The organism is Herbaspirillum sp. CAH-3 (assembly GCF_009668275.1).
GTDB lineage: Bacteria > Pseudomonadota > Gammaproteobacteria > Burkholderiales > Burkholderiaceae_D > Herbaspirillum > Herbaspirillum aquaticum.
This window is the reverse complement of record NZ_VSWE01000030.1, coordinates 1-20,690: the sequence shown is the minus strand read 5'-3', so window position 1 is coordinate 20,690 and position 20,690 is coordinate 1. Positions and strand designations below refer to the sequence as shown.

Genomic DNA, 20,690 nt, shown 5'->3' with positions numbered 1-20,690 from the left:
AGCCTCCCTTACAGCGCTGCCACGATGGCGCGCAGTTCTTCCTGGATCACCGGGATGGGCCGCGTGGAATCGATCAGGCGGAAACGCTGCGGGAACTGCGCGGCGCGGCGCAGGTATTCAGCACGGGTGTTGGCGAAGAAGTCAGCTTTTTCCTGCTCGAACTTGTCCAGCGTGCGCTCGGCATCCAGACGCGCCCGCGCCACTTCCAGCGGCACATCGAAGAGCAGCGTCAGGTCCGGTTGCAGATGGGGATGAACCCATTGTTCGAGGCTGTCCAGCTTGTCCAGCGCCAGCCTGCGGCCACCGCCCTGGTAGGCGAAGGTGGCGTCGGTGAAACGATCCGAGATGACCCAGTCGCCGCGCGCCAGCGCCGGCTCGATGACCTGGGCCAGGTGTTCGCGGCGCGAGGCGAACATCAGCAGGGCTTCGGTTTCCAGGTGCATCTTGTGATGCAGGACCAGTTCGCGCAGTCGCTCGCCCAGGTCGGTGCCGCCGGGTTCGCGGGTGGCGACCACGGCCAGGCCGCGCTGGCGCAGCAGATCGGTGACGAAAGGAATATGGGTCGACTTGCCGGCGCCGTCGATGCCTTCGAAGGTGATGAATTTGCCTGATGCCATGAAGGTATCGCTACTCAATGAATAAAACGTAAAAGAAAGACCGGCTCAACGCTGGTAGCGGTTCACCGCCTGGTTGTGCTCGTTCAGGTTGCTGGAGAAATGGCTGGTGCCATCCCCGCGCGCCACGAAGTATAAAGCTTCGGTCTTGTCCGGGTTCAAGGCGGCGGCCAAGGAGGCGGCTCCGGGCAAGGCAATCGGCGTGGGCGGCAGCCCTGCCCGCGTATAGGTGTTGTAGGGCGTGTCGGTGAGCAGGTCGACCTTGCGGATCTTGCCCTGGTAACGGTCGCCCATGCCGTAGATGACAGTCGGATCGGTCTGCAGCAGCATGCCGGTACGCAGGCGGTTGACGAAGACCCCGGCCACCATGCCGCGCTCGGATTTCTGCCCGGTCTCCTTCTCGACGATGGAGGCCATGGTCAGTGCCTCATAGGGCGTGCGGTACGGCAGCGAGAGGTCGCGCCGTGCCCAGGCTTCGTTGAGCTTCTTGCTCATGAGGGCGAAGGCCTGCTTGTAGACCTGCATATCGCTGGCCCCCTTGGCGAAGAGATAGGTATCGGGGAAGAACAGGCCTTCCGGATAGGTGTACTCGTTGGTCAGCTTGGCCAGGATCTGCTGGTCGGTCCAGGTGGCGGTGTCATGCTTCAGGGCGGGTTGATCGGCGATGGCTTTGCGCATCTGCTTGAAGGTCCAGCCTTCGATGACGGTCAGCGCTTCCTGGGCGAATTCACCGCGTACCAGTTGCAGCAGCAGGCGCTGCGGCGTGTAGCCGGGCTTGATCTCGTAGCTGCCGGCCTTGATGCGGCCGCCTTCGCCGGACAGGCGCGCGTAAAGTGCAAACAGGTCGGGGTTGACCGGTACGCCGGCAGCGGCGATCTGCTGGGCGGCGCCATTGACGCCGGCACCCGGCGTGATCGTGAAGGCAATGACCTGGCCGCTGGGGTCGACGATGGGCTGCTTGGACCAATAGACACCCGCCCCCGCCACCAGGGCCGCCAGCACCAGCAATGTCACAAATAACTTCTTCATACCAGAGGCGAAATCCTTGTTGCTCCGACGCGATTTTTCGGAGATCACTATAATCGAGGCATCAATGATAATCGCTGGCACGACAGTTGCCTAATTTGCCGGACAGACCGACCTGGCAAGACGTAATCCGTAAAAGATTTCCTATGACAGAAATGACCTCCTCGCACTCCGGCTGGCGTGACTTCCTGGCGCAACAAGGCGCCCAGTTCGGCGCCGAGAGTGCCGACGTAACCAGCTTCGGCGCCACCGCCCCGGCACCGCAAAGCCTGGAAAGCTTCATGAGCCCGCTCACCAGCCTGGGCCTGATCACTGCCACCGGCGAAGACGCCGCCAGTTTCCTGCACGGCCAGCTCACCAATGATGTGCAACAGCTCGACGGCAGCGCCGCCCGCCTGGCCGGTTACTGCTCGCCCAAGGGCCGCTTGCTGGCAACCTTCCTGATGTGGCGCGACGAGCAGGCCATCTGGCTGCAATTGCCGCGCAGCCTGCAGCCGGCAATCCAGAAGCGCCTGCAGATGTTCGTCATGCGGGCCAAGGCCAAACTGGCCGATGCCAGCGATGAGCGGGCGGTACTGGGCCTGGTTGGACCGGCCACGGCCAATGCGCTGGCGGAGTGGTTCCCGGTCCTGCCGGCAGCCCCCTACGGCAAGATCGACAACAGCCACGGCACGTTGATCCGACTGGCCGATGCCGCCGGCAGTGCGCGCTATCAGTGGATCGCCGCGGTCGACACCCTCACCGCCGCCTGGCCCAAGCTGACCCAGCACCTGACGCCCACGGCCAGCCTGGCCTGGCGGCTCTCGGAGATCCGTGCCGGCGTGCCGGGGATCGTGCAAGCCACGCAGGAGCAGTTTGTGCCGCAAATGATCAATTTCGAGCTGATCGGCGGCGTCAACTTCAAGAAGGGCTGCTACCCCGGCCAGGAAATCGTGGCGCGCAGCCAGTACTTGGGCAAGCTCAAGCGCCGCACCATGCTGGCCACCATCGCCAGCGCCGGGGCGCGTGCCGGCCAGGAAATCTTTGCGGCCGCCGATCCGGGGCAGCCCTGCGGTATGGTCGTCAATGCCGAAGCACTGGACGCGGACCATGCACTGGCGCTGGTGGAAATGAAGCTGGCCGCCGCCGAGGATGCCGTGCACCTGGGTGCGGCCGACGGCCCGGCATTGCATTTCCACACGCTTCCCTATGAGCTGGCCGATCCGCAATAAGCGGCGCGCCTTCGCTACCGTGCAGCCATAGGGACGCAACCATGGATCTCTACATTTACTACCGGGTCGACAGCGCACACGCGACGCCCCTGTTCGGCAAGATCAAGGGCGTGCAAGCCATGCTGCAAGCGCGCCTGGGCATCGCTGGCGCGCTCAAGCGCCGTCCCGGGGAACAGGACGGCCTGCAGACCTGGATGGAAATCTACCAGGGCATCCTGCCGGCTTCGGCAGAAGACTTCACACGGACCCTGGACCGCGCGCTGGAGGATTCCGGCGCCGCCGCCCTCATCCGCGGCGAACGCCACGTCGAACAGTTCGAGGATGTCGCGCCATGTGCCTGATCATCTTCGCCTGGAAAGTCATCCCCGGCATGCCTCTCATCCTGGCGGCCAACCGTGACGAATTCTATGCCCGCCCCGCCGCCGATGCCGGCTGGTGGACCGACCATCCCCAGGTCTATGCCGGGCGCGACCTGCAAGGGGGCGGCACCTGGCTGGGCGTGACCCGGGACGGACGTTTTGCGGCGCTCACCAATGTGCGCGCGCCTTCGGAGCGACGCGCCGACGCTCCCACACGTGGGCAGCTGGTGGCCGACTATCTCGCCGGCGACCTCGATCCACAAGCCTACCTGCGCCAGATCGAACCGCAGGCGCAGCGCTACAACGGTTTCAACCTGCTGCTGGGCAACCGGGAAACGATGGTGTGGTATTCCAACCGGGGGCAGGACGATCCGCGCAACGGACAGCCCCTCGAATATGGCGTCTATGGGGTATCGAACGCCTTGCTGGACACCCCCTGGCCCAAGCTCACCCGTGCCAAGGCGCAATTCGCCAGCCTGCTGTGCCAGGGCGCGCCGGAAGAGACCTTCTTCGAGATGCTCACCGACGGCACCCGCGCCAATGATTGCCGCTTGCCCGATACCGGGGTGGGATTGGAAAAAGAGCGCATGCTCTCGCCCATCTTCATCCGCTCCCCGGACTACGGCACCCGCTGTTCGACGGTGCTGCGCGTGCCCATCGTCGGTGAACCGGTGTTGACCGAGCACGTGGTCGATCCTATGGCGATGCAATATAGTGCCGAGCCGGCCACGGACAAGGCTTGCAAGATTGCGTGCAAACCACGCGTGCAGGAAGCTTCACCAGGAGACGGTCTGCAGGACGAGACCATGCGCCCAGCTTGATGAGGCGACTTCACATGAGCACATCAAGAAATAATCAAATCGAATATCTGATATACGAAAGATAAATTGGCTGAATTTGGTGCGGAGCAGTAAAGTTACACCTGTCTCCTCCAATTTCCTCCTAAAGAATTGGATTGAAGCCCACACCGCAAGGTCGTGGGCTTTTTTTTCGCCTGTGCCATTCGTCCCGGCAAACCAGCTGGCCCGACCGCCCACGCAGGTGAAAAAGACAAAGGCTGCCCGCCAGCGGACAGCCCTTGGTTCTTCCCGGCAGCGTCGCCGATCAGGCGCCCAGTTCCAGCGCTTCCAGCAGCATCTCTGCCACACGTTCGGAGGACTGCGGATTCTGGCCGGTGATCAGCTGGCCATCACGGATGGCAAACACCTGCCAGTTGTCGGTCCCTTCAAAGACACCCCCCAGTTCACGCAGACGGCTTTCCAGCAGGAAGGGCACCACTTCGGCCAGGCCGACTTCACGCTCTTCGGCATCAGTGAAGGAATTGACGCGCTTGCCGGCCACCATCGGCTTGCCATCGGCCTTCACGGCCGAGACCAGGCCAGCGGCACCGTGGCAGACTGAAGCAATGAACTTGCCGGCAGCATAGGCGCTTTCGACGGTCTTCTTGACGTTGGCATCGGTGGGCAGGTCCCACATGGTGCCGTGGCCGCCGGGGAAGAACACGGCGTCAAAGGCGGCGACTTCGATCTCGCCCAATGGGCGCGTAGCCGCGATGCGTTGCTGCAGTTCCTCGTCAGCCAGCATGCGTTCGACGATGGCATCGTTCTGGCCTTGCGGCTTGACGCTGCCCGGATCGATCGGTGCCCGGCCACCGGCGGTGGACGCGATGACCACCGAAGCACCGGCATCCACCAGGGCGTAATAAGGCGCCGCCAGCTCTTCGGCCCACAGGCCGGTCGGCTTGTCGGTATCGCCCATGCGGCTGCTGGAGGTGACGATCATCAGGATATTGGGCTTTTTCATGTTGTTCCTTTCTTCACGAGGGAGGGATGGCATCTGCATAAAAACAGCATTACCACGCTGGCCACCACTTTATTCCCATCACCATCGAAGATAAACTGCCTCCCACTTAAATCATTCATTACCTCACTGAACAAATGCGCCACTTCGACCCGGTCCAGCTAGGCAGTATCGAATTGTTCTGCAAGGCGGCGGAACTGGGCAGCTTCACCGCCGCCGCCGAGGCGCTGGGGGTGACGCCGGCCTCGGTGAGCCGTTCCATCAGCCGGCTGGAGGCCAGACTGGGTGTACGCCTGTTCGCCCGTACCACGCGCCAGATCCGGCTGACCCGCGAGGGCGAGCTGTATCACGAACAATGCCGCCAGGCGCTGGAACAGATCGCCGAGGCCGAACGCATCCTCACCGGCCAGCAGAAAGTGCCCAGCGGCCCTTTGCGCATCAGCGTTGGCACGCCCTACGCGCACTACCGGCTGCTGCCGCTGTTGCCGCGCTTCCAGGCGGCTTACCCGCAGATCGAAGTGGAACTGAGCATCGCCAACCGCGTCATCGACTTCGTCGAAGAGGGCTACGACCTCGCCATCCGCCTGGGCGTGCCCCAGGATTCGCGGCTGATCGCCCATACGCTGGAGGAAGCCACGCTGGGCGTCTTTGCGGCGCCCTCCTATCTGGCGCGGCGTGGCACGCCCGCCAGCGTGGAAGCACTGAAGGAGCATGACTGCATCCAGTTCATCCTGCCCAGCACCGGGCGCGCGATGCCGTGGATCTTCAAGGACGGACAGGGACGCGACATGGATTTCCATTTCCAGAGCCGGCAACGCATCCATGACGATGTACTGGGCTGCGTCAACTGGGCCATCGCGGGCGGGGGCTTGTTCCAGATCTATCACTTCATCGCACAATCGGCCGTGCAACGCGGCGAGCTGGTGGAAGTGCTGCAGTCAGCCGGACACCGCACCCGGCGCTTTTCCATTTTGTATCCGCACAATCGCCATCTGTCAGCGCGGGTGCGGGCGTTTGTGGATTTCGTGATGCAGGCGGTGCGGCCTTGAAGATCCGGACGGACAAGATAGTCCGGAGGGATCAGTTTTTCGTTTATTGCGATTTTCGAATATTTCGAATAAAATGCTCCGACCAGTCCAGATCAACTTTTTCCGCCGAGAGCCTTCATGAGCATGTCCGCTGCCTCCAACATGTCACTCCCCGCCGCCAAGGAAGTCGAGATCGCCGTCAAGGGCCAGCGTGCACTGGCCGCCTATCTGAGCACCAAGCTCGATTCCCAGCGCATCCAGATTTTCGATGAACACAACCGCCCGCATGCCGTCGAACTGCCCACCTCGGCCTTGCGCCTGCTGGTGCAGATCCTTTCTGAGCTGGCCGACGGCAATGCGGTCAGCGTAGTCCCGGTACACGCCGAGCTGACCACACAGGAAGCGGCGGACCTGCTCAACGTCTCGCGCCCGCATTTCGTCAAGCTGCTGGAAGATGGCCTGATCCCCTTCCATCGGGCAGGCAAGCATCGGCGTGTGAAATTTGCCGACCTGATGCACTACAAACAAGAGCGCCAACGAATCAGCACGGAAGCCCTGGACGAACTCGCGCAACAGGCCCAGGAATTGGGAATGGGATACGAATGAGGCATTCCCCCTTCACAGCCCTTTACGACGCATGCGTTCTCTATCCCGCCGCCTTGCGGGACTTCCTCATGTGCCTGGGGCTCTCGGGGTGCTTTCGCGCACGCTGGAGCAGGACCATTCACGACGAATGGAAGCGAAATCTGCTGATCAATCGCCCCGACCTTGCAAAAGCCCAATTGGACCGGACGTCCGACCTGATGGACCGCGCTATCCCTGACAGCCTGGTGGAAGGATATGAAGACTTGATACCGGCCCTGTCCCTCCCCGATATCGATGACCGACACGTATTGGCGGCAGCCATTCGATGCGGTGCAAGCGTCATCGTGACGTTCAACGCGCGCGACTTTCCGCCGCAAGCACTCGCCCCCTACGGCATCGAACCGCAACATCCCGACGAATTCGTCCATAACCTGATGGACCTGGATGCCGCAGCAGTCACAACCGCTGCGCAACAACAGCGCGCCAGATTGAAAAATCCACCGATCGACGTGGACACCTATCTCGATATCCTGCTGCGCCAAGGGCTGGTGCAGACCGTCAAGGCGCTCTGCTCCTATCGCGCCGTCCTCTGAAACCAGATGGTCGGCTCCTCATTGCCCGCCGCGCATTCCCCATCAACAGGCTGCTCCCAAAGACATCGGCCCCATCGCCACGCCAATCAAGACGCGGGGATGGGGCCGATGAGGCAACGAGTGCGGGAATACTTCCCGCCTCCCTGCTTAGTGATGCATCTTGGCTTCCGTACGATCCAGGATCGCTTCCGGTGCTTGTGCGTCTTCCACGGTCTCGTTGTTCAAGACCTTGTTGAGGCGCTCGCTGTCCAGTTCACCGCTCCACTTGGCAACCACCAGGGTAGCCACACCGTTGCCGATGGTATTGGTCAGCGCGCGGGCTTCCGACATGAAGCGGTCGATACCCAGGATCAGCGCCAGGCCGGCGACCGGCACGTGGCCCACGGCCGACAGGGTCGCCGCCAGCACGATGAAGCCCGAACCGGTGATGCCGGCTGCACCCTTGGAGGTCAGCAACAGCACGCCCAGGAGCGTCAGTTCCTGCACGAAGGTCATGGGGGTGTTGGTCGCCTGGGCGATGAACACGGCCGCCATGGTCAGGTAGATCGCGGTGCCGTCCAGGTTGAAGGAGTAACCCGTCGGGATCACCAGGCCGACCACGGTCTTCTTGGCACCGGCGTTTTCCATCTTGGCCAGCATGCGCGGCAGCACCGATTCCGAGGACGAGGTGCCCAGCACGATCAGCAGTTCTTCCTTGATGTACTTGACGAACTTCCAGATCGAGAAGCCGTGCAGGCGGGTGATGATACCCAGCACCACGAAGATGAACAGCAGGCAGGTCAGGTAGAAGGTACCCATCAGCTTGGCCAGCGAGAACAGCGAACCCACGCCGTACTTGCCGATGGTGAAGGACATCGCACCGAAGGCACCGATCGGGGCCACCTTCATGATCGCGCCCACCACCGAGAACAGCACGTGCGAGATCTTTTCGATGAAGTCGAACACCAGCGTGCCGCGGCCGCCGAACTTGTGCAGCGCGAAGCCGAACAGCACGGCCACCAGCAGCACCTGCAGCACGTCACCCTTGGCGAAGGCGTCTACCATGCTGGTGGGGATGATGCCCAGCACGAAGTCGGTCACCGAACCCATCTTGCCCGGCGCGGTGTAGGCGGCGATGCTCTTGGTATCCAGCGAAGCGGGATCGACATTCATGCCCACGCCCGGTTGCAGGAAGTTCACCAGCAACAGGCCGATGATGAGGGCCACGGTACTGACGATTTCGAAATACAGCAGGGCCAGGCCGCCGGTCTTGCCGACCTTCTTCATGTCTTCCATGCCGGCGATGCCGATGACGACGGTACAGAAGATGACCGGCGCAATGATCATCTTGATCAACTTGACGAAGCCATCGCCCAACGGCTTCATGGCTTCACCGGTGGACGGGTAGAAGTGGCCCAGCGCGATACCGATCACGATGGCACACAGGACCTGGAAATACAGGGATTTGTAAAGGGGCGGTTTTTGCGCCGACATAGTGCTTTCTCCTTGAAACATGGATGACCGGCGGGTCCGTGGAGACCTGCCGCCTGCCATTGTCGGATCGTCGTCCGTTCTGGCGGGTGCTTATTGTTTGTCCGGGAGAACTCCCCCTCCCCGGTTCGGCCGCAAGTATCTCGCAGTCATTTCCGGGCGGGTATTGTGGGAAACCACATAGCGTCACTAAAGAGGCAGGCAAACAGCTTTATTCTTCATTCTGCATAGCAACAAGATTCGCTATATTCTGTGCTGGACTGAACGGAAACTCTTGCTCCGGACCCAGTCGGCACTCACAAGGAAAACATCGTGCAACGAAAACTGACGGTCACCGCGCGCCTGGCCATCCTGGTAGCGGTACTGTGCGGCAGCGTGCTCCTGCTGGCCTGGCGCGACATGCAGGGCATGGCCTCGAGCAATGACAAGCTGCGCTATGTCTATGAAGACCGCACCATGGCGCTCATCCACATCGCCCGGGTACGCGACGCCCTCTACCTCAATCGCGACGTCATGGGCCGCGCCCTGATGATGGCCAATGTCCCTGCTCCCGCCGGTGACGACAGCAGCAGCAGCGATCGCATCAAGCCCCTGCTGGAACGCATTCCGGCACTGGACGCCGCCTTCGAGCAAGGCTGGCAGGCCTACCGGGCGACCCGGCTGGAGCCGCAGGAACAGACCGAGGCAGAACGTTTCGAGCAGAATTGGCGGCGCTACGTCGCCCAACGCGCGCAAGTGCAGGACCTGCTGCGCAGCAACGAGCCGCTGCAAGCCAATCGCCGCTGGACCGCGCTGACCGGCGAACTGGCGGGCCTGGCGACCCAACTGGCCAAGCTGGGCCAGCTGCAGGAGAGTTTTACGCGCAACTCCTATGAAGCCGCCCTGGCCGACTACCGGCAACTGCGGACCCACAACCTGCAAATGGCCGGCCTGGCCCTGGCCATTGGCGTGGCCATCGCGCTCTGGATCATCCTCAGCCTGCGCCGCCAGCTGGGCGGCGAGCCCGATTATGCCGCCCACATCGTGCACCAGATTGCCGACGGCAATCTCGGTGTGCCCGTGAGCTTGCGCCGTGGCGACCGCAGCAGCCTGCTCTATGCGATGCACGGCATGCGCGACCGGCTGACCGACATCATGCGCAGCGTCACCCTGCTCACCCAGTCCCTGGGCGACTCTGCGCGCCAGCTCAATGCCACCGCACATGCGCTGGCCAGTGCCTCCAGCGAACAGGCTGCCGCCGTGGAGGAAGTCCACAGCGCCATCAGCAGCATCAGCCTGGCTATCCAGCAAACCGGCGAACATGCGCGCCGCACCGACCAGATTGCGCTGAACGCAGCGGCCGATGCCGACCAGAGCGGCGCAGCCGTGCAAAGCACGGTAGCCGCCATGCGCGGCATCGCGCGCCAGGTTGGCGTGATCGACGACATCGCCTACCAGACCAATCTGCTGGCATTGAATGCGGCCATCGAAGCGGCGCGCGCCGGTGAACATGGACGCGGGTTCTCGGTGGTGGCCGCTGAAATCCGCAAACTGGCCGAGCGCAGCCAGGGCAGCGCCCAGGAGATCAGCGTGATTGCCCAGCAAAGCGTGGAATTGGCCGAAGCGACCAGCCAGCGCCTGGCCGCCGGCACGCTCAACGGCATTCGCCAAGCCTCGCAGCAGATCAACCAGATCACGCTGTCGGCACGCATGCAGGAGGAAGGGGTGCAGGAGATCGGTTCAGCGGTCATGCAGCTCAATGACACCACCCAGCGCAATGCCGCCGCCTCCGAGGAACTGGCCACCACCGCCGAAGTGGTGGCCGAGCGGGCGCGCGACCTGAGCGCACAGCTGTGCTACTTCAAACTGCACGAGATCAAGCCGCTGGCACCCCCTGCCTCACCGGCCTGAACAGGCCCTAACCGGCCGCCCCTTGCAGCCGGGCGCGCATGGTGATGTGGGGGATGCCGGCTTCCATGAACGGCTCGCCCTCGCGCGCAAAGCCGTAGCGCTGGTAGAAGCCCTCGGCGTGGTTCTGCGCATTGAGGATGACCTCGGCATCGCCGCGCGCGCGCGCCGCCGCGATCAACACCTGCAGCACTGCCCCGCCGACGCCCTGGCCGCGTCCGGCCTTGCGCACGGCCATGCGGCCGATGTGGCCATCCGGCAGCAAGCGGCCGGTGGCCAGCGGCTGGCCGGCCTCGTCATAGGCCACCGCATGCACGCAATGCGGGTCCATGTCGTCGAGCTCGATGTCGGCCGGCACTTTCTGTTCGTCGACGAAGACCTCGAAGCGGATGGGTTGGGCGTGGGCGCGCAGCTCGTCCCAGCTGCCAGTGATGATGTTCATGTAGGGTATTCCAGCAAAATAGGGAAAGAACGCCGGCCGCGGCTCACTCGTGATCCAGCTTGCGCGAGATGTCCAGCCGGCGGATCAGCTTGAAGGTGCCCATGGCCTTGGCCACCAGGCGATCGCCATTGAACAGTTCCGCCTGGCAGAAGCACATCGTCGTGGAGCGATGATAGGTATGGCCACGCGCGATGATGGTTTCGCCGGCATGTCCGGCCGGTTGCAGGAAGCTGGTGCTCATCTCGACCGTGGCCGAGGACTTGGCATCCGGCGCCCCCGAGCGCGCCGCCAGGCCCATGGCCACATCCAGCAGGGTCATGCTGATGCCGCCCTGGGCCACGTGCCAGCTGTTCATGAACTCGGGCTTGAGCGTGAGCGCCATGACGGCGCGGTCATCGCCGTATTCCAGCACTTGCACGCCCAGCGCTTCCAGGTACGGATTCCCCTGCGGGAATACCTCGGTGATGGGCAGACTCATGCTTGCCTCAGATTTCGTAGTCCATGCACTGGCGCGCTTCGCGCACGGCACCGATGAAGGGCTTGATGGCCACGTGGTCCGGATGTTCCTGGTAGGCGTCCAGCGCTTCACGCGAAGCAAATTCCGAATAGAGCACCACATCGTAGGTAGCTTCCAGGCCCGGCTGGGCCAGCACGGCTTCGAACTTCAGGATGCCCGGCACCACGTTGGCGCAGCTGTCCAGCAAGGCCTTCATCTTGAGCAGGTTGGTGGCCTTGTCGGCGCCTTCTGCATGGTCTTTCAGTTTCCACATCACGATATGCTTGATCACGGTAGGACTTCCTGGTCAAAAATGAACAATCCGTAATGATAAGCCAAACTGCCTTTGCCTCAGGCAACTCAGGCGCCTGCCTTGCCTGAGTTGCCTGAGTTGCGCTGGGCGATCTTCATGAAGGAGCCGACCAGCCGCCCTTCCCTGCGCTCGGCCAGGCAATAGACGTAGGTGTGGGTGCTGACCGGATCGCCCTCGATGCGCACCATGCGGAAACGTTCATCCGCAATGAACTCCGCCTCGGAAACCGCCCCCAGGCCCAGTCCCCGCGCCACCGCCTCGCGCAAGGCTTCACGACTGCCGATTTCCATCACCACCCGTGGGCTTGCACCGGCCTGCTGCATGGCTTTCTCCAGCGCCAGGCGGGTGGTGGAGCCCTGCTCGCGCATGAGCATGGGCTGCTGGTCGAGCTCGGCCAGGGAGACCGCATCGCGTTGGTAAAAGGGATGACTGCGATGGGCGAACAGCACCACCGCATGGTCGGCGTAGGGCACCGCATGAAAGCGCACATCGTCGGTGAAACTGGCCAGCACCGCCACGTCAGTCACGTAGTTTTCCAGGTCCGCCAAGGATTGCGCGGAGTTGCCCAGCTTGATGGACAGCTCCACCTGCGGATAACGGGCGCGATAAGCATCGACCATCTCGATCACGTGGAACGGGCCGACCGCGCCGATGCGCAGGTGGCCCACGTGCAGCGCGCCCGAATTGACCAGCAGGTTCAGGGCATCGAGCTCAAGCTCGGCGATGTTCTGTGCAATCGGCAGCAGGCGCTGGGCGGTCTCGGAAAGGTCGACCCGCCGGCCGCGGCGGAAGAACAATTCCACGTTGTGTTCGCGCTCCAGCGATTGCACCTGGGTGGTCAGCGTGGGCTGGCTCACGCCCAGCGCCCGGGCAGCCGCCGAGAAGCCGCGATGGCGGGCGACGGCCAGGAAAGCGCGCAGTTGCGAAGGGGTCATCTATAGATCCTATCAATAGCTTTATCCGATTTTCACGATTATATCGATAACAGGGGCGTCACAATCTCTCTTTAAGCTTCTGTCCTGTCGGCGCCGCATCAACCGCAACGGCTCCTGACGAGTGCCATGGCCAACCCACCAGCCCGCTGGCGCCCCGCTCACCGCGTCCCGTTCCCGGGACGCCCTCAACAAGGATGCAATCATGCAGCGACGCAGCTTCTCCACCTTGTGCCTGGCCGCGCTCACCTCTGCCTTGCTGGCCGGGCCGGCAGCCGCAGTGCCGCCACTGACCGTCGGCCTGATCCCGGCCGAAGATTCGCAGGCCATGCTGGAAAACAGCAAGGCCGTCATCGACAGCCTGCAGCAGCAACTGGGCATGCCGGTCAAGCCCTTCATCGCCACCGACTACAACGGCATCATCGAAGCGCTGCGCTCGCGCAAGCTCGACGTGGCTTATCTCGGCCCCTTCTCCTACGTGCTGGCCAGTTCGGTGGCCAACGTGGAAGCCTTCGCCGTGGCCGAGACCAAGAAGAGTGGCCGCAGCTTCTACAAGAGCCTCATCATCACCCGCAAGGAAAGCGGCCTGCAGAACCTGGAACAGTTGAAAGGCCGCACCATGGCCTTCGTCGATCCCTCGTCGGCTTCCGGGCACCTGTTCCCGAGCGCCGGCCTGCAAAAACTCAACATTGATCCCAACAAGTATTTTTCGCGGGTGATCTTCTCGGGCTCGCACGACGCCAGCATCCTCGCCGTGGCCAACAAGAAGGTCGACGCAGCCGCCGTGGCCGATCGCATCCTGGCCGCTGCCGTGGCCAAGGGCGTGGTGCAGCAGTCGGAACTGAACGTGGTGTGGACCTCGCCGGACATTCCCGAATCGCCCATGGTCTGGCGCAAGGACCTCGACCCGGCCCTGAAGCAGAAGATCGCTGCTGCCTTCGCCGGCATCAAGGACGTGAAGTGGGGTGACCAGGGCGTCCTGAACGGTTTCGTCCCCACGACCGACGGCGCTTACGACGTGGTGCGCGAGACGGCCAAGATCCTGAACCTGGACCTGAAGGCCATGAAATGATCCACATCCGCGGCCTCGCCAAGCAATATGGCAGCCATGCCGTATTGCGCGGGATCGACCTGGACGTGCCGGCCGGCCAGTTCCTGGTGGTGCTGGGCCCGTCCGGGGCCGGCAAATCGACCCTGCTGCGCTGCCTGAACGGACTGGTCCAGCCCAGCGCGGGAGAAATCCGGGTGGCCGGCTTCGATGCCACCGACACCGGCGCCCGTCAGGTACGCCAGTTGCGGCGCCAGGTGGCAATGATCTTCCAGCATCACAACGTGGTGCCGCGCCTGTCGGTGCTGAAGAACACCCTGACCGGCCGCCTCGGCCAGGTTTCTCCCCTGGCCTCGATCCTGCAGCTGTTCTCGCGCCAGGACATCGCCCTGGCCCTGGAATGCCTGCGCCGGGTGGAACTGGAACACAAGGCGCAGCAACGCACCGATGCGCTTTCCGGCGGCCAGCGACAGCGGGTCGGCATCGCCCGCGCCCTGGCGCAACAGCCGCAGGTGATCCTGGCCGACGAGCCCATTGCCAGCCTGGATCCCAAGACCGCGCGGCTGGTGCTGCATTACCTGCGTGCCGCCTCGCGTGAGCTGGGCATCACCGTGCTCTGCAACCTGCACCAGGTGGATTACGCCCGCGAGTTCGGCGACCGCATCATCGGGCTGGCCGGGGGCCGCATGGTCTTTGATGGCACCGGCGAGACCCTCGATGAGCGGCATCTCGACGCCATCTACGCCGGAAAGCCGGAAATGAACGATGCCGAATCACCCCTGATGGCATCGGCCGTGCAGGCAGCAACAGGAGCACTCACATGAATTTTTCTTCCGCGGCCGCCACCGCATCAAAACAGCGCGGCTACCTGTGGACCGGTCCGCGTCCGGCGACCCTGCGCGGCTGGTTCGGCTTCCTGGCGGTGTTGCTGCTGGCGGCCTGGATCCTGGCCTGGAGTGCTGCGGGCACGCAACTGTCGTGGAGCGAACTGGCCAACGGCCTGCCGCAGATCGGCGACTTCCTGGCGCGCTCCTTCCCGCCCAACTGGGGCTTGCTGCCATCACTGCTGGCGCCTGCCATCGAAACCTTGCAGATCGCCCTGTGGGGGACCTTGCTGGGTGTGCTGGGCGCCGTGCCGGTGGCCTTGCTGGCCGCGCGCAATCTCAACGGCAACCGGTCCCTGCATGCGCTGGTACGCCAATGCCTCAACGTCACACGCAGCATCAATGAACTGATCCTGGCACTGGTGTTCGTCTCGGCAGTGGGGCTGGGACCCTTTCCGGGTGTGCTGGCGCTGGCCGTGCACGGCGTCGGCATGATCGGCAAGTTCTTTGCCGAGAGCATCGAGGAAATCGACCAGGGCCCGCTGGAAGCCTTGCGCGCCACCGGCGCCCGGCCCTTGCAGGTGATCGTCTTCGGGGTGCTGCCCCAGGTGGCCACGGCCTGGATCGCAACCGTGCTCTACCGTTTCGAAGTCAACCTGCGCCAGGCCACCGTGCTGGGCATGGTCGGTGCCGGCGGGCTGGGCTTTGAACTGGTCAACAGCCTCAAGCTGTTCAAGTACCAGGACACCGCCACCTGCATCGTCGTGGTGACCCTGATGGTGGTGGCAGCGGATGCCCTGTCGAGCCGGTTGCGGCGCATGATCCAGGACGGCCACGCCCACTGACCCCGCCCTTCCCCGTTTTGATGCAAGAAGAGAAAAAAACCATGTGGCATTTCCATAATCCTGTCGATCTCCATGCTGGCGCACGCAGCCTCGCGCAATTACCGACACTGCTGGCGGGCCGACCGGCCTTGCTGATCACCTTTCCCGAAGCCGCTGCCTTGGGGCTGCAACAGAAGGTCGCCGAACTGCTTGGTGGACAGCTGGTCGGCATCGACAACAGCGTCCAGCCCAATCCTGACGTGAGCTGGCTGGCCGGCATGTACCAGCGCCTGTGGCAGCGCCACGCCGAGGTACCCTGCCTGATCGCCCTCGGCGGCGGCAGCGTCATCGATTGCGCCAAGGCCATGCTGGCACCCACGCCATCGGGGCGCTTTGACGAACTGCTCGCGCATCTGCGCGAAGACAGCTGCTTTGAACCCGACCCGGCGCAGCTGAAATCGCTGATAGCCATCCCCACCACGGCCGGCACCGGCAGCGAAGTCACCCCCTGGGCCACGCTGTGGGACGCGCAGGGCGGGCGCAAGTATTCGCTGCATCGTCCCTGGACCTGGCCGCAGGCCGCCATCATCGATGCCAGCCTGATGCTGAGCCTGCCCGCCCCGGCGACGCTGGCCAGCGGCCTGGATGCGCTCTCGCATGCGCTCGAGGCGATCTGGAACGTGCATCGCAATCCGGTCTCCTCGACCCTGGCCTGCAGCGCTGCCCGTACCATCGTGGCCACGCTGCCGGCGCTCGTACGCAAGCCTGGCGACCTGGCCCTGCGCGAACAGATGGCATTGGCGGCGCTGCAGGCCGGCCTGGCCTTTTCCAATACCCGCACCGCGCTGGCGCATTCCTTGTCCTATGACATCACGCTGCAGCGCGGTGTCCCGCATGGCATTGCCTGTTCCTTTTCCCTGCCGCACATCCTGCGCCTGGCGATGGGACGCGACGGCGCGGTCGATGCCCTGTTGCTCCAGATCTTCGATGCCAGCAGTACCGAGCAGGCCGTCGCGCGCCTGGGCGGCCTGCTCGAATCGCTGGGCGTGTCCACCGATCCGGCCCACTACGGGCTGGAAGGCCGCTGGGAGGCAGCCGTGCAGGCCGCCCTGTGCGGCCCGCGCGGACGCAACTTCATCGCCGCAATTCACTGACCTCTGCTGACCTACCCCAAGGAGAATCCCATGCAACCATCCCTCGCCCGTCCGCGCAACCTGCAAGCCGTCATCTTCGACTGGGCCGGCACACTGGTCGACTTCGGTTCGCTGGCGCCTACGCAAATCTTCGTCGATGCCTTCAAGAGCTTCGGCATCGACCTCACCCTGCAACAGGCACGCGGCCCCATGGGCCTGTCCAAGTGGCAGCACATCCGCGTGCTGCTGGACGATACGGCCATCGCAGCACAATGGCAGCAGCACAACGGCCGGGCGCCCTCCGACGCGGATGTCGATGCCATCTACGCCCGCTTCATGCCGATGCAGATCGCCAAGGTCGGCCAGTATTCGCAGCCCATCGAGGGTGCCGCACAGGTGCTGGCCTGGCTGCGCGGACAGGGTCTCAAGATCGGCTCCTGCTCCGGCTATCCGCGCCAGGTGCTCGACGTGCTGCTGCCGATGGCGGCCGACGACGGCATCCGCCCCGACCACGTGGTCGCGGGTGACGAGCTGCCCGCCGGCGGCCGGCCCGGTCCCTACATGGCACTGGCCAACATGCTGGCGCTGAAGATCGATGACGTGGCCGGCTGCATCAAGGTCGACGACACCGTCCCCGGCATCGAGGAAGGACTCCGTGCCGGCATGTGGAGCGTCGGCATTTCGTTGTCGGGCAATGAAGTCGGGCTGACCCGCGCAGAACTGGACGAGCTTGCGGCAGAAGACATCACGCGCCTGAAGGCGCAGGCCGAGGCTCGCCTGCGCGAGGCCGGCGCGCATTACGTCATCGATTCGGTGGCCGACCTGCCGCAAGTCGTGGCGCACGTGCGCGCGCGCATGGCCATCGGCGAACGTCCCTGAACAGGCCCCGCCAGTCGTTGACAAGCCCGGCGCCGGGCTCATAGAATTGCCCGGCAGATTTTTTAGATAAGAGACCATCTGTAGGATGGTCTCACCACGCGCGCAGTTTGCTACGGCCTCTTACAGACATTTTCAGGAGAGCCATGTGCAAACTGCAGTCCCCCTGCGCGGCATCGACGATGTCGTCGCCTTCATCGATTCCCGTCCCGTCCTTTCTGGCCATGCTGGCCTGGTGTGGTGGCTGCTGCTGGGCGGGCTGTTCCTGGAAGCCCTCTCCCATTCGGCCCTCAGTGCAGGCCTGGCGCCGATGAGCCGCCAGCTCGGCCTGGGTCCGCCCGAGATTGGCCTGCTGGCCTCCGCTGCCGCCCTGGCCTCCTTGCTGGCGCATCCCCTGGGCGGCTGGCTGGCCGATCACTGGGGCCGGGTGCGGCCCTTGCTGCTCTCCAAGGTGCTGGCCCTGGCAGGCGCCGTGCTGGTGGCCTGCGGCCAGGATGTTGCGGACATCGTGATCGGACGCATCCTGACCGGCCTGGCCTTCGGCCTGGATTTCGCGGTCGCCATCGCGATGCTGGCCGAGCTCACCCCGGCGCGCCTGCGGCACCGCCTGAACCTGTGGCAGGCCCTGTGGTACCTGGCCGTCTGCGGCAACCTGCTGCTCACGCTGGCGGCCGATCAATGGGCGGCCGACGACAGCCTGTGGCGCTATCCGGTCGCCGCCACGGCGGCGGCAGCGCTGCTGCTGCTGAACCTGCAGATGCTGTTCCTGGTCGAGAGTCCCTGCTGGCTGGCGCGGCAGCGGCGCTGGCAGGAGGCCGCCGATGCCATGGGACAGCTTTACCACGGCCACGGCTTCACGGTGCCGGACGCGCTCCTGCATCAGCCCGTAGCGCCCACGCCGTCCTTGCTCCCGGCACCGGCCCCGGACTTGGCGCGGCTGATGCGACGGCCCTACCGCCTGCGTATGGCATTGGCCGCCGCCGTGCAAGCCGGACAGGCCGTGCAGTACTTCGCCGTCGGCTGGTACCTGCCCCTGCTCAGCTTGGACCTGTTCGGCGACGATCCGCGCCAGGCCACGTGGGGCACGCTGCTGTTCAACCTTGCCGGGCTGTGCGGCGCGCTGCTGGCGCCCTCACTGGCACGGCGGCTGGGCCTGCGGCAGGCGTGCGCCTGGGGCTTCGGGGCGACCTGCCTGGTACTGCTGGTGCTGGCGGGCTCGTGGCCGCTTGTGGGGAATTGGCAAGCGCTGCTTCTGCCGGCGCTGTTCCTGCTGTGTCATGCGGCCGGACCGGGAGGCAATGGCAAGAGCCTCTCGACCTTGTCCTTTCCCAGCGAACTGCGGGGACGCGCCAATGGCGTGACCGGGGCGCTGGGTTCGGGCGGGGCGGCATTGGGCCTGTTCTCCTTCCCGCTGCTGCAAGCTTGGCTGGGTACGGCGCATTGCCTGCTGCTGGTAGCGATGGTCGCGCTCATGGCCTGCCTCACCTGCTGGCGGCTACGCTGGGATCCACAGCGCGCAGGGTTTCATCCGGATCTGGAAGGCGCTGGCCCGCACGTCTCCGCGTCCGTCGCACACGGCATCGCCACCGACAGAAGACGCCATGAACGCCCGTGAGGCCATCCTGGCCATCGACGCCGGCACCTCCAGCACGCGGGCGGCGGTGGTCACCGCCAATGGCCTGGTCACCTGTCTGCACCGGCGCCCGCTGCCCACCCACTCGCCGCGCAGCGGCGTGGTGGAACAGAATGCCGCGCTGATCTGGCAGCAGACCTTGACCGTCTGCCGCGCCGCCCTGCACCAGGCGCGCCAGAAGGGCCTGCGCATCCGCGCCATCGGCCTGTGCAACCAGCGCGCCAGCGCCGTGCTGTGGGATACCGGCAGCGGCCGCCCCCTGGCCCCCGCGCTGGCCTGGCAGGACAGCCGCCACGCTGCCGACCTGTCGGCGCTGGCACCGCACTGGGACCCTCGCTTGCGGCCCCGCCTGGGCAGGCCGGTCGGCAGCCGCTCGCCCTACCTATGGGCGGCGCGCCTGTTGCGCAGCCACCCTGCCGTAGCCCGGGCCTGGGAACGTGGACAACTGGGCTTTGGCAGCATCGATACCTGGCTGCTGTGGCAGCTCAGCGGTCGCCGCCTGCTGGCCACCAGCGCCACCAATGCCACCGCCTGCAATGCCTATGTACTGGCCCACCATGCCTATGCGCTGGACTGGCTGGATGCGCTCGATTTCCCGCCCGCCTTGCTGCCCGCGCTCTACCAGGATGCCGACGATTACGGCAGCAGCGATGCCAAGGTCCTGGGCGCGGTCCTGCCCATCCGCGCCTGCGCCGGCGACCAGCTGGCCGCCGCCATCGGCCAGGGATGCCTGGAGGCGGGCCAGGCCCTGTGCCAGCACGGCACCGGCAGCTTCATCGATGTGCTGGTCGGCCCCCGCGCTGCGCCAGCCGCACTGGATGGCGAGCGCAGCGGCAGCGTGGTGGTAACGGCCCGGCGCCAGAACGATGTCTCGCACTTCGCCCTGGAGAGCTACAGCGCCACCACCGGTGCCGTCCTGGCCTGGGCCTGCCAGCGCCAGCGCTGGTTTCCCGATGCGCGGCGCTTGCTGGCCCTGGCCGGCAGCGTGGAGTCGGCCGGCGGGGTCAGCTTCGTCCCGGCACTGGCCGGGTTGCAAGCCCCCCAGCGCAGCAGTACCGCGCGTGCCGCCCTGCAGGGCCTGTCGCTGGCTACTGGCCGCGCGGAAGTGGCCCATGCGTTGGTAGAGGGCATCGCCCAAGTGGTTGCGGCCTGCGTCAGCGCCAATGCCGAGGCCGCCGGACTGCCGCTGTCACAGGTCATGACCGGCGGCACCCTGGCCACCAGCGACCTGCTGCTGCAGATGCAGGCCGACCTGACCGGCGTGCCGGCCTGCCGGACCCACCAGGCCGCCCATGCCAGCCTGCGCGGCATCGCCTACCTGGCCGGCAGCCATGGCCTGCTGTGGGACGACCTGTCCCACGCCTGCGCCCGCACTCGCCTGCAAGCCGTGTTCAAGCCGCGCATCGACTCCGGAGAACGCGCTCGCCGCCGTGCCCTGTGGCAGGCCCGCCTGTGCGCGGAACTGGAACATGGCTGGCCGGAGGGCGGGCGTTGAGTCGCGCTGGCCTGGCAGGACAGCCGCCACGCTGCCGACCTGTCGGCGCTGGCACCGCACTGGGACCCTCGCTTGCGGCCCCGCCTGGGCAGGCCGGTCGG

22 protein-coding genes are annotated in these 20,690 nt (G+C 64.9%); 14 read left to right on the top strand and 8 right to left on the bottom strand.

What is annotated here, in order from left to right; all coding sequences use genetic code 11:
- Positions 1–8: 8 nt before the first annotated feature.
- Together tmk and mltG are read right to left on the bottom strand one after the other, a co-directional pair.
- Complete coding sequence (gene tmk, locus FYB76_RS25655; protein ID WP_154135500.1) at positions 9–617, bottom strand: dTMP kinase; 609 nt, start codon at positions 615–617, stop codon at positions 9–11.
- A 45-nt stretch (positions 618–662) separates the two neighbouring features.
- Positions 663–1,643 carry an endolytic transglycosylase MltG gene (gene mltG, locus FYB76_RS25650; RefSeq protein ID WP_088753599.1) on the bottom strand — a complete coding sequence of 327 codons (981 nt, stop codon included), beginning with the start codon at positions 1,641–1,643 and terminating at the stop codon, positions 663–665.
- Positions 1,644–1,786: 143 nt separating this feature from the next.
- On the opposite strand from mltG, the gene FYB76_RS25645 reads away from it, so the two are divergent.
- Genes FYB76_RS25645 through FYB76_RS25635 form a run of 3 tightly spaced genes read left to right on the top strand, consistent with a single transcriptional unit; the run spans position 1,787 to position 4,031 of the window.
- Complete coding sequence (locus FYB76_RS25645; protein ID WP_154135499.1) at positions 1,787–2,851, top strand: folate-binding protein YgfZ; 1,065 nt, start codon at positions 1,787–1,789, stop codon at positions 2,849–2,851.
- 41 nt (positions 2,852–2,892) lie between these two features.
- Positions 2,893–3,192 carry a DUF4936 family protein gene (locus FYB76_RS25640; protein ID WP_154135498.1) on the top strand — a complete coding sequence of 100 codons (300 nt, stop codon included), beginning with the start codon at positions 2,893–2,895 and terminating at the stop codon, positions 3,190–3,192.
- Entirely contained in the window at positions 3,183–4,031 is an 849-nt protein-coding gene (locus FYB76_RS25635; RefSeq protein ID WP_154135497.1) for an NRDE family protein, read from the top strand. The genes FYB76_RS25640 and FYB76_RS25635 overlap by 10 nt, the downstream gene beginning before the upstream one ends.
- A 283-nt stretch (positions 4,032–4,314) precedes the next feature.
- Here FYB76_RS25635 and FYB76_RS25630 read toward each other — a convergent pair whose 3' ends face one another.
- A complete protein-coding gene (locus tag FYB76_RS25630; protein WP_088753595.1) occupies positions 4,315–5,013 on the bottom strand; it encodes a type 1 glutamine amidotransferase domain-containing protein in 699 nt (232 codons plus the stop codon).
- 134 nt (positions 5,014–5,147) lie between these two features.
- Here FYB76_RS25630 and FYB76_RS25625 point away from each other — a divergent pair, with 134 nt between their 5' ends.
- The 3 genes from FYB76_RS25625 (at position 5,148) to FYB76_RS25615 (ending at position 7,216) form a co-directional block, all read left to right on the top strand.
- Positions 5,148–6,059, top strand: coding sequence for a LysR family transcriptional regulator (locus FYB76_RS25625; protein ID WP_154135496.1), 912 nt, complete (start codon positions 5,148–5,150; stop codon positions 6,057–6,059).
- A gap of 117 nt (positions 6,060–6,176) precedes the next feature.
- Positions 6,177–6,644 carry a helix-turn-helix domain-containing protein gene (locus FYB76_RS25620; protein ID WP_154135495.1) on the top strand — a complete coding sequence of 156 codons (468 nt, stop codon included), beginning with the start codon at positions 6,177–6,179 and terminating at the stop codon, positions 6,642–6,644.
- Complete coding sequence (locus FYB76_RS25615; RefSeq protein WP_154135494.1) at positions 6,641–7,216, top strand: PIN domain-containing protein; 576 nt, start codon at positions 6,641–6,643, stop codon at positions 7,214–7,216. Before FYB76_RS25620 ends, FYB76_RS25615 begins: the two co-directional genes overlap by 4 nt.
- Before the next feature lie 147 nt (positions 7,217–7,363).
- Here the strand turns inward: FYB76_RS25615 and FYB76_RS25610 are convergent, their stop codons facing one another.
- Positions 7,364–8,689, bottom strand: coding sequence for a dicarboxylate/amino acid:cation symporter (locus FYB76_RS25610; protein WP_088753593.1), 1,326 nt, complete (start codon positions 8,687–8,689; stop codon positions 7,364–7,366).
- 309 nt (positions 8,690–8,998) lie between these two features.
- Here FYB76_RS25610 and FYB76_RS25605 point away from each other — a divergent pair, with 309 nt between their 5' ends.
- Positions 8,999–10,576 carry a methyl-accepting chemotaxis protein gene (locus FYB76_RS25605; RefSeq protein WP_370516425.1) on the top strand — a complete coding sequence of 526 codons (1,578 nt, stop codon included), beginning with the start codon at positions 8,999–9,001 and terminating at the stop codon, positions 10,574–10,576.
- A gap of 7 nt (positions 10,577–10,583) precedes the next feature.
- Here the strand turns inward: FYB76_RS25605 and FYB76_RS25600 are convergent, their stop codons facing one another.
- The 4 genes from FYB76_RS25600 to FYB76_RS25585 all read right to left on the bottom strand — a co-directional run bounded on the left by FYB76_RS25600 (position 10,584) and on the right by FYB76_RS25585 (position 12,759).
- Entirely contained in the window at positions 10,584–11,015 is a 432-nt protein-coding gene (locus FYB76_RS25600; RefSeq protein ID WP_154135493.1) for a GNAT family N-acetyltransferase, read from the bottom strand.
- A gap of 43 nt (positions 11,016–11,058) precedes the next feature.
- Positions 11,059–11,493 (bottom strand): PaaI family thioesterase, encoded by a 435-nt coding sequence (locus FYB76_RS25595; protein WP_154135492.1) that lies wholly within the window; start codon positions 11,491–11,493, stop codon positions 11,059–11,061.
- Positions 11,494–11,500: 7 nt separating this feature from the next.
- Positions 11,501–11,803, bottom strand: coding sequence for a Dabb family protein (locus FYB76_RS25590; RefSeq protein ID WP_088753589.1), 303 nt, complete (start codon positions 11,801–11,803; stop codon positions 11,501–11,503).
- Positions 11,804–11,871: 68 nt separating this feature from the next.
- On the bottom strand, positions 11,872–12,759 hold the full coding sequence (locus FYB76_RS25585) for a LysR substrate-binding domain-containing protein (protein WP_154135491.1): 888 nt from the start codon (positions 12,757–12,759) through the stop codon (positions 11,872–11,874).
- 202 nt (positions 12,760–12,961) lie between these two features.
- On the opposite strand from FYB76_RS25585, the gene phnD reads away from it, so the two are divergent.
- The 7 genes from phnD to FYB76_RS25550 all read left to right on the top strand — a co-directional run bounded on the left by phnD (position 12,962) and on the right by FYB76_RS25550 (position 20,589).
- Entirely contained in the window at positions 12,962–13,828 is an 867-nt protein-coding gene (gene phnD, locus FYB76_RS25580) for a phosphonate ABC transporter substrate-binding protein (RefSeq protein ID WP_154135490.1), read from the top strand.
- Positions 13,825–14,628 (top strand): phosphonate ABC transporter ATP-binding protein, encoded by an 804-nt coding sequence (phnC, locus tag FYB76_RS25575; protein ID WP_154135489.1) that lies wholly within the window; start codon positions 13,825–13,827, stop codon positions 14,626–14,628. The genes phnD and phnC overlap by 4 nt, the downstream gene beginning before the upstream one ends.
- A complete protein-coding gene (gene phnE / locus FYB76_RS25570; protein WP_154135488.1) occupies positions 14,625–15,473 on the top strand; it encodes a phosphonate ABC transporter, permease protein PhnE in 849 nt (282 codons plus the stop codon). The genes phnC and phnE overlap by 4 nt, the downstream gene beginning before the upstream one ends.
- Before the next feature lie 41 nt (positions 15,474–15,514).
- Positions 15,515–16,606 (top strand): iron-containing alcohol dehydrogenase PsrA, encoded by a 1,092-nt coding sequence (psrA, locus tag FYB76_RS25565; RefSeq protein WP_154135487.1) that lies wholly within the window; start codon positions 15,515–15,517, stop codon positions 16,604–16,606.
- A gap of 30 nt (positions 16,607–16,636) precedes the next feature.
- The gene (gene phnX, locus FYB76_RS25560; protein ID WP_154135486.1) at positions 16,637–17,464 is read left to right on the top strand and encodes a phosphonoacetaldehyde hydrolase; all 828 of its coding nucleotides are present in this window, start codon (positions 16,637–16,639) and stop codon (positions 17,462–17,464) included.
- Positions 17,465–17,609: 145 nt separating this feature from the next.
- Positions 17,610–19,076: an MFS transporter gene (locus tag FYB76_RS25555; RefSeq protein WP_370516424.1), complete on the top strand. Its 1,467-nt coding sequence runs from the start codon at positions 17,610–17,612 to the stop codon at positions 19,074–19,076.
- Entirely contained in the window at positions 19,063–20,589 is a 1,527-nt protein-coding gene (locus tag FYB76_RS25550; protein ID WP_154135484.1) for an FGGY family carbohydrate kinase, read from the top strand. Before FYB76_RS25555 ends, FYB76_RS25550 begins: the two co-directional genes overlap by 14 nt.
- The last annotated feature ends 101 nt before the right edge of the window (positions 20,590–20,690 follow it).

Excerpts from the sequence above, each read along its gene's own strand:
- tmk (WP_154135500.1), bottom strand. The coding sequence starts at position 617 with ATGGCATCAGGCAAATTCATCACCTTCGAAGGCATCGACGGCGCCGGC.
- mltG (WP_088753599.1), bottom strand. The coding sequence starts at position 1,643 with ATGAAGAAGTTATTTGTGACATTGCTGGTGCTGGCGGCCCTGGTGGCG.
- FYB76_RS25645 (WP_154135499.1), top strand. The coding sequence starts at position 1,787 with ATGACAGAAATGACCTCCTCGCACTCCGGCTGGCGTGACTTCCTGGCG.
- FYB76_RS25640 (WP_154135498.1), top strand. The coding sequence starts at position 2,893 with ATGGATCTCTACATTTACTACCGGGTCGACAGCGCACACGCGACGCCC.
- FYB76_RS25635 (WP_154135497.1), top strand. The coding sequence starts at position 3,183 with ATGTGCCTGATCATCTTCGCCTGGAAAGTCATCCCCGGCATGCCTCTC.
- FYB76_RS25630 (WP_088753595.1), bottom strand. The coding sequence starts at position 5,013 with ATGAAAAAGCCCAATATCCTGATGATCGTCACCTCCAGCAGCCGCATG.
- FYB76_RS25625 (WP_154135496.1), top strand. The coding sequence starts at position 5,148 with ATGCGCCACTTCGACCCGGTCCAGCTAGGCAGTATCGAATTGTTCTGC.
- FYB76_RS25620 (WP_154135495.1), top strand. The coding sequence starts at position 6,177 with ATGAGCATGTCCGCTGCCTCCAACATGTCACTCCCCGCCGCCAAGGAA.
- FYB76_RS25615 (WP_154135494.1), top strand. The coding sequence starts at position 6,641 with ATGAGGCATTCCCCCTTCACAGCCCTTTACGACGCATGCGTTCTCTAT.
- FYB76_RS25610 (WP_088753593.1), bottom strand. The coding sequence starts at position 8,689 with ATGTCGGCGCAAAAACCGCCCCTTTACAAATCCCTGTATTTCCAGGTC.
- FYB76_RS25600 (WP_154135493.1), bottom strand. The coding sequence starts at position 11,015 with ATGAACATCATCACTGGCAGCTGGGACGAGCTGCGCGCCCACGCCCAA.
- FYB76_RS25595 (WP_154135492.1), bottom strand. The coding sequence starts at position 11,493 with ATGAGTCTGCCCATCACCGAGGTATTCCCGCAGGGGAATCCGTACCTG.
- FYB76_RS25585 (WP_154135491.1), bottom strand. The coding sequence starts at position 12,759 with ATGACCCCTTCGCAACTGCGCGCTTTCCTGGCCGTCGCCCGCCATCGC.
- phnD (WP_154135490.1), top strand. The coding sequence starts at position 12,962 with ATGCAGCGACGCAGCTTCTCCACCTTGTGCCTGGCCGCGCTCACCTCT.
- phnC (WP_154135489.1), top strand. The coding sequence starts at position 13,825 with ATGATCCACATCCGCGGCCTCGCCAAGCAATATGGCAGCCATGCCGTA.
- phnE (WP_154135488.1), top strand. The coding sequence starts at position 14,625 with ATGAATTTTTCTTCCGCGGCCGCCACCGCATCAAAACAGCGCGGCTAC.
- psrA (WP_154135487.1), top strand. The coding sequence starts at position 15,515 with ATGTGGCATTTCCATAATCCTGTCGATCTCCATGCTGGCGCACGCAGC.
- phnX (WP_154135486.1), top strand. The coding sequence starts at position 16,637 with ATGCAACCATCCCTCGCCCGTCCGCGCAACCTGCAAGCCGTCATCTTC.
- FYB76_RS25550 (WP_154135484.1), top strand. The coding sequence starts at position 19,063 with ATGAACGCCCGTGAGGCCATCCTGGCCATCGACGCCGGCACCTCCAGC.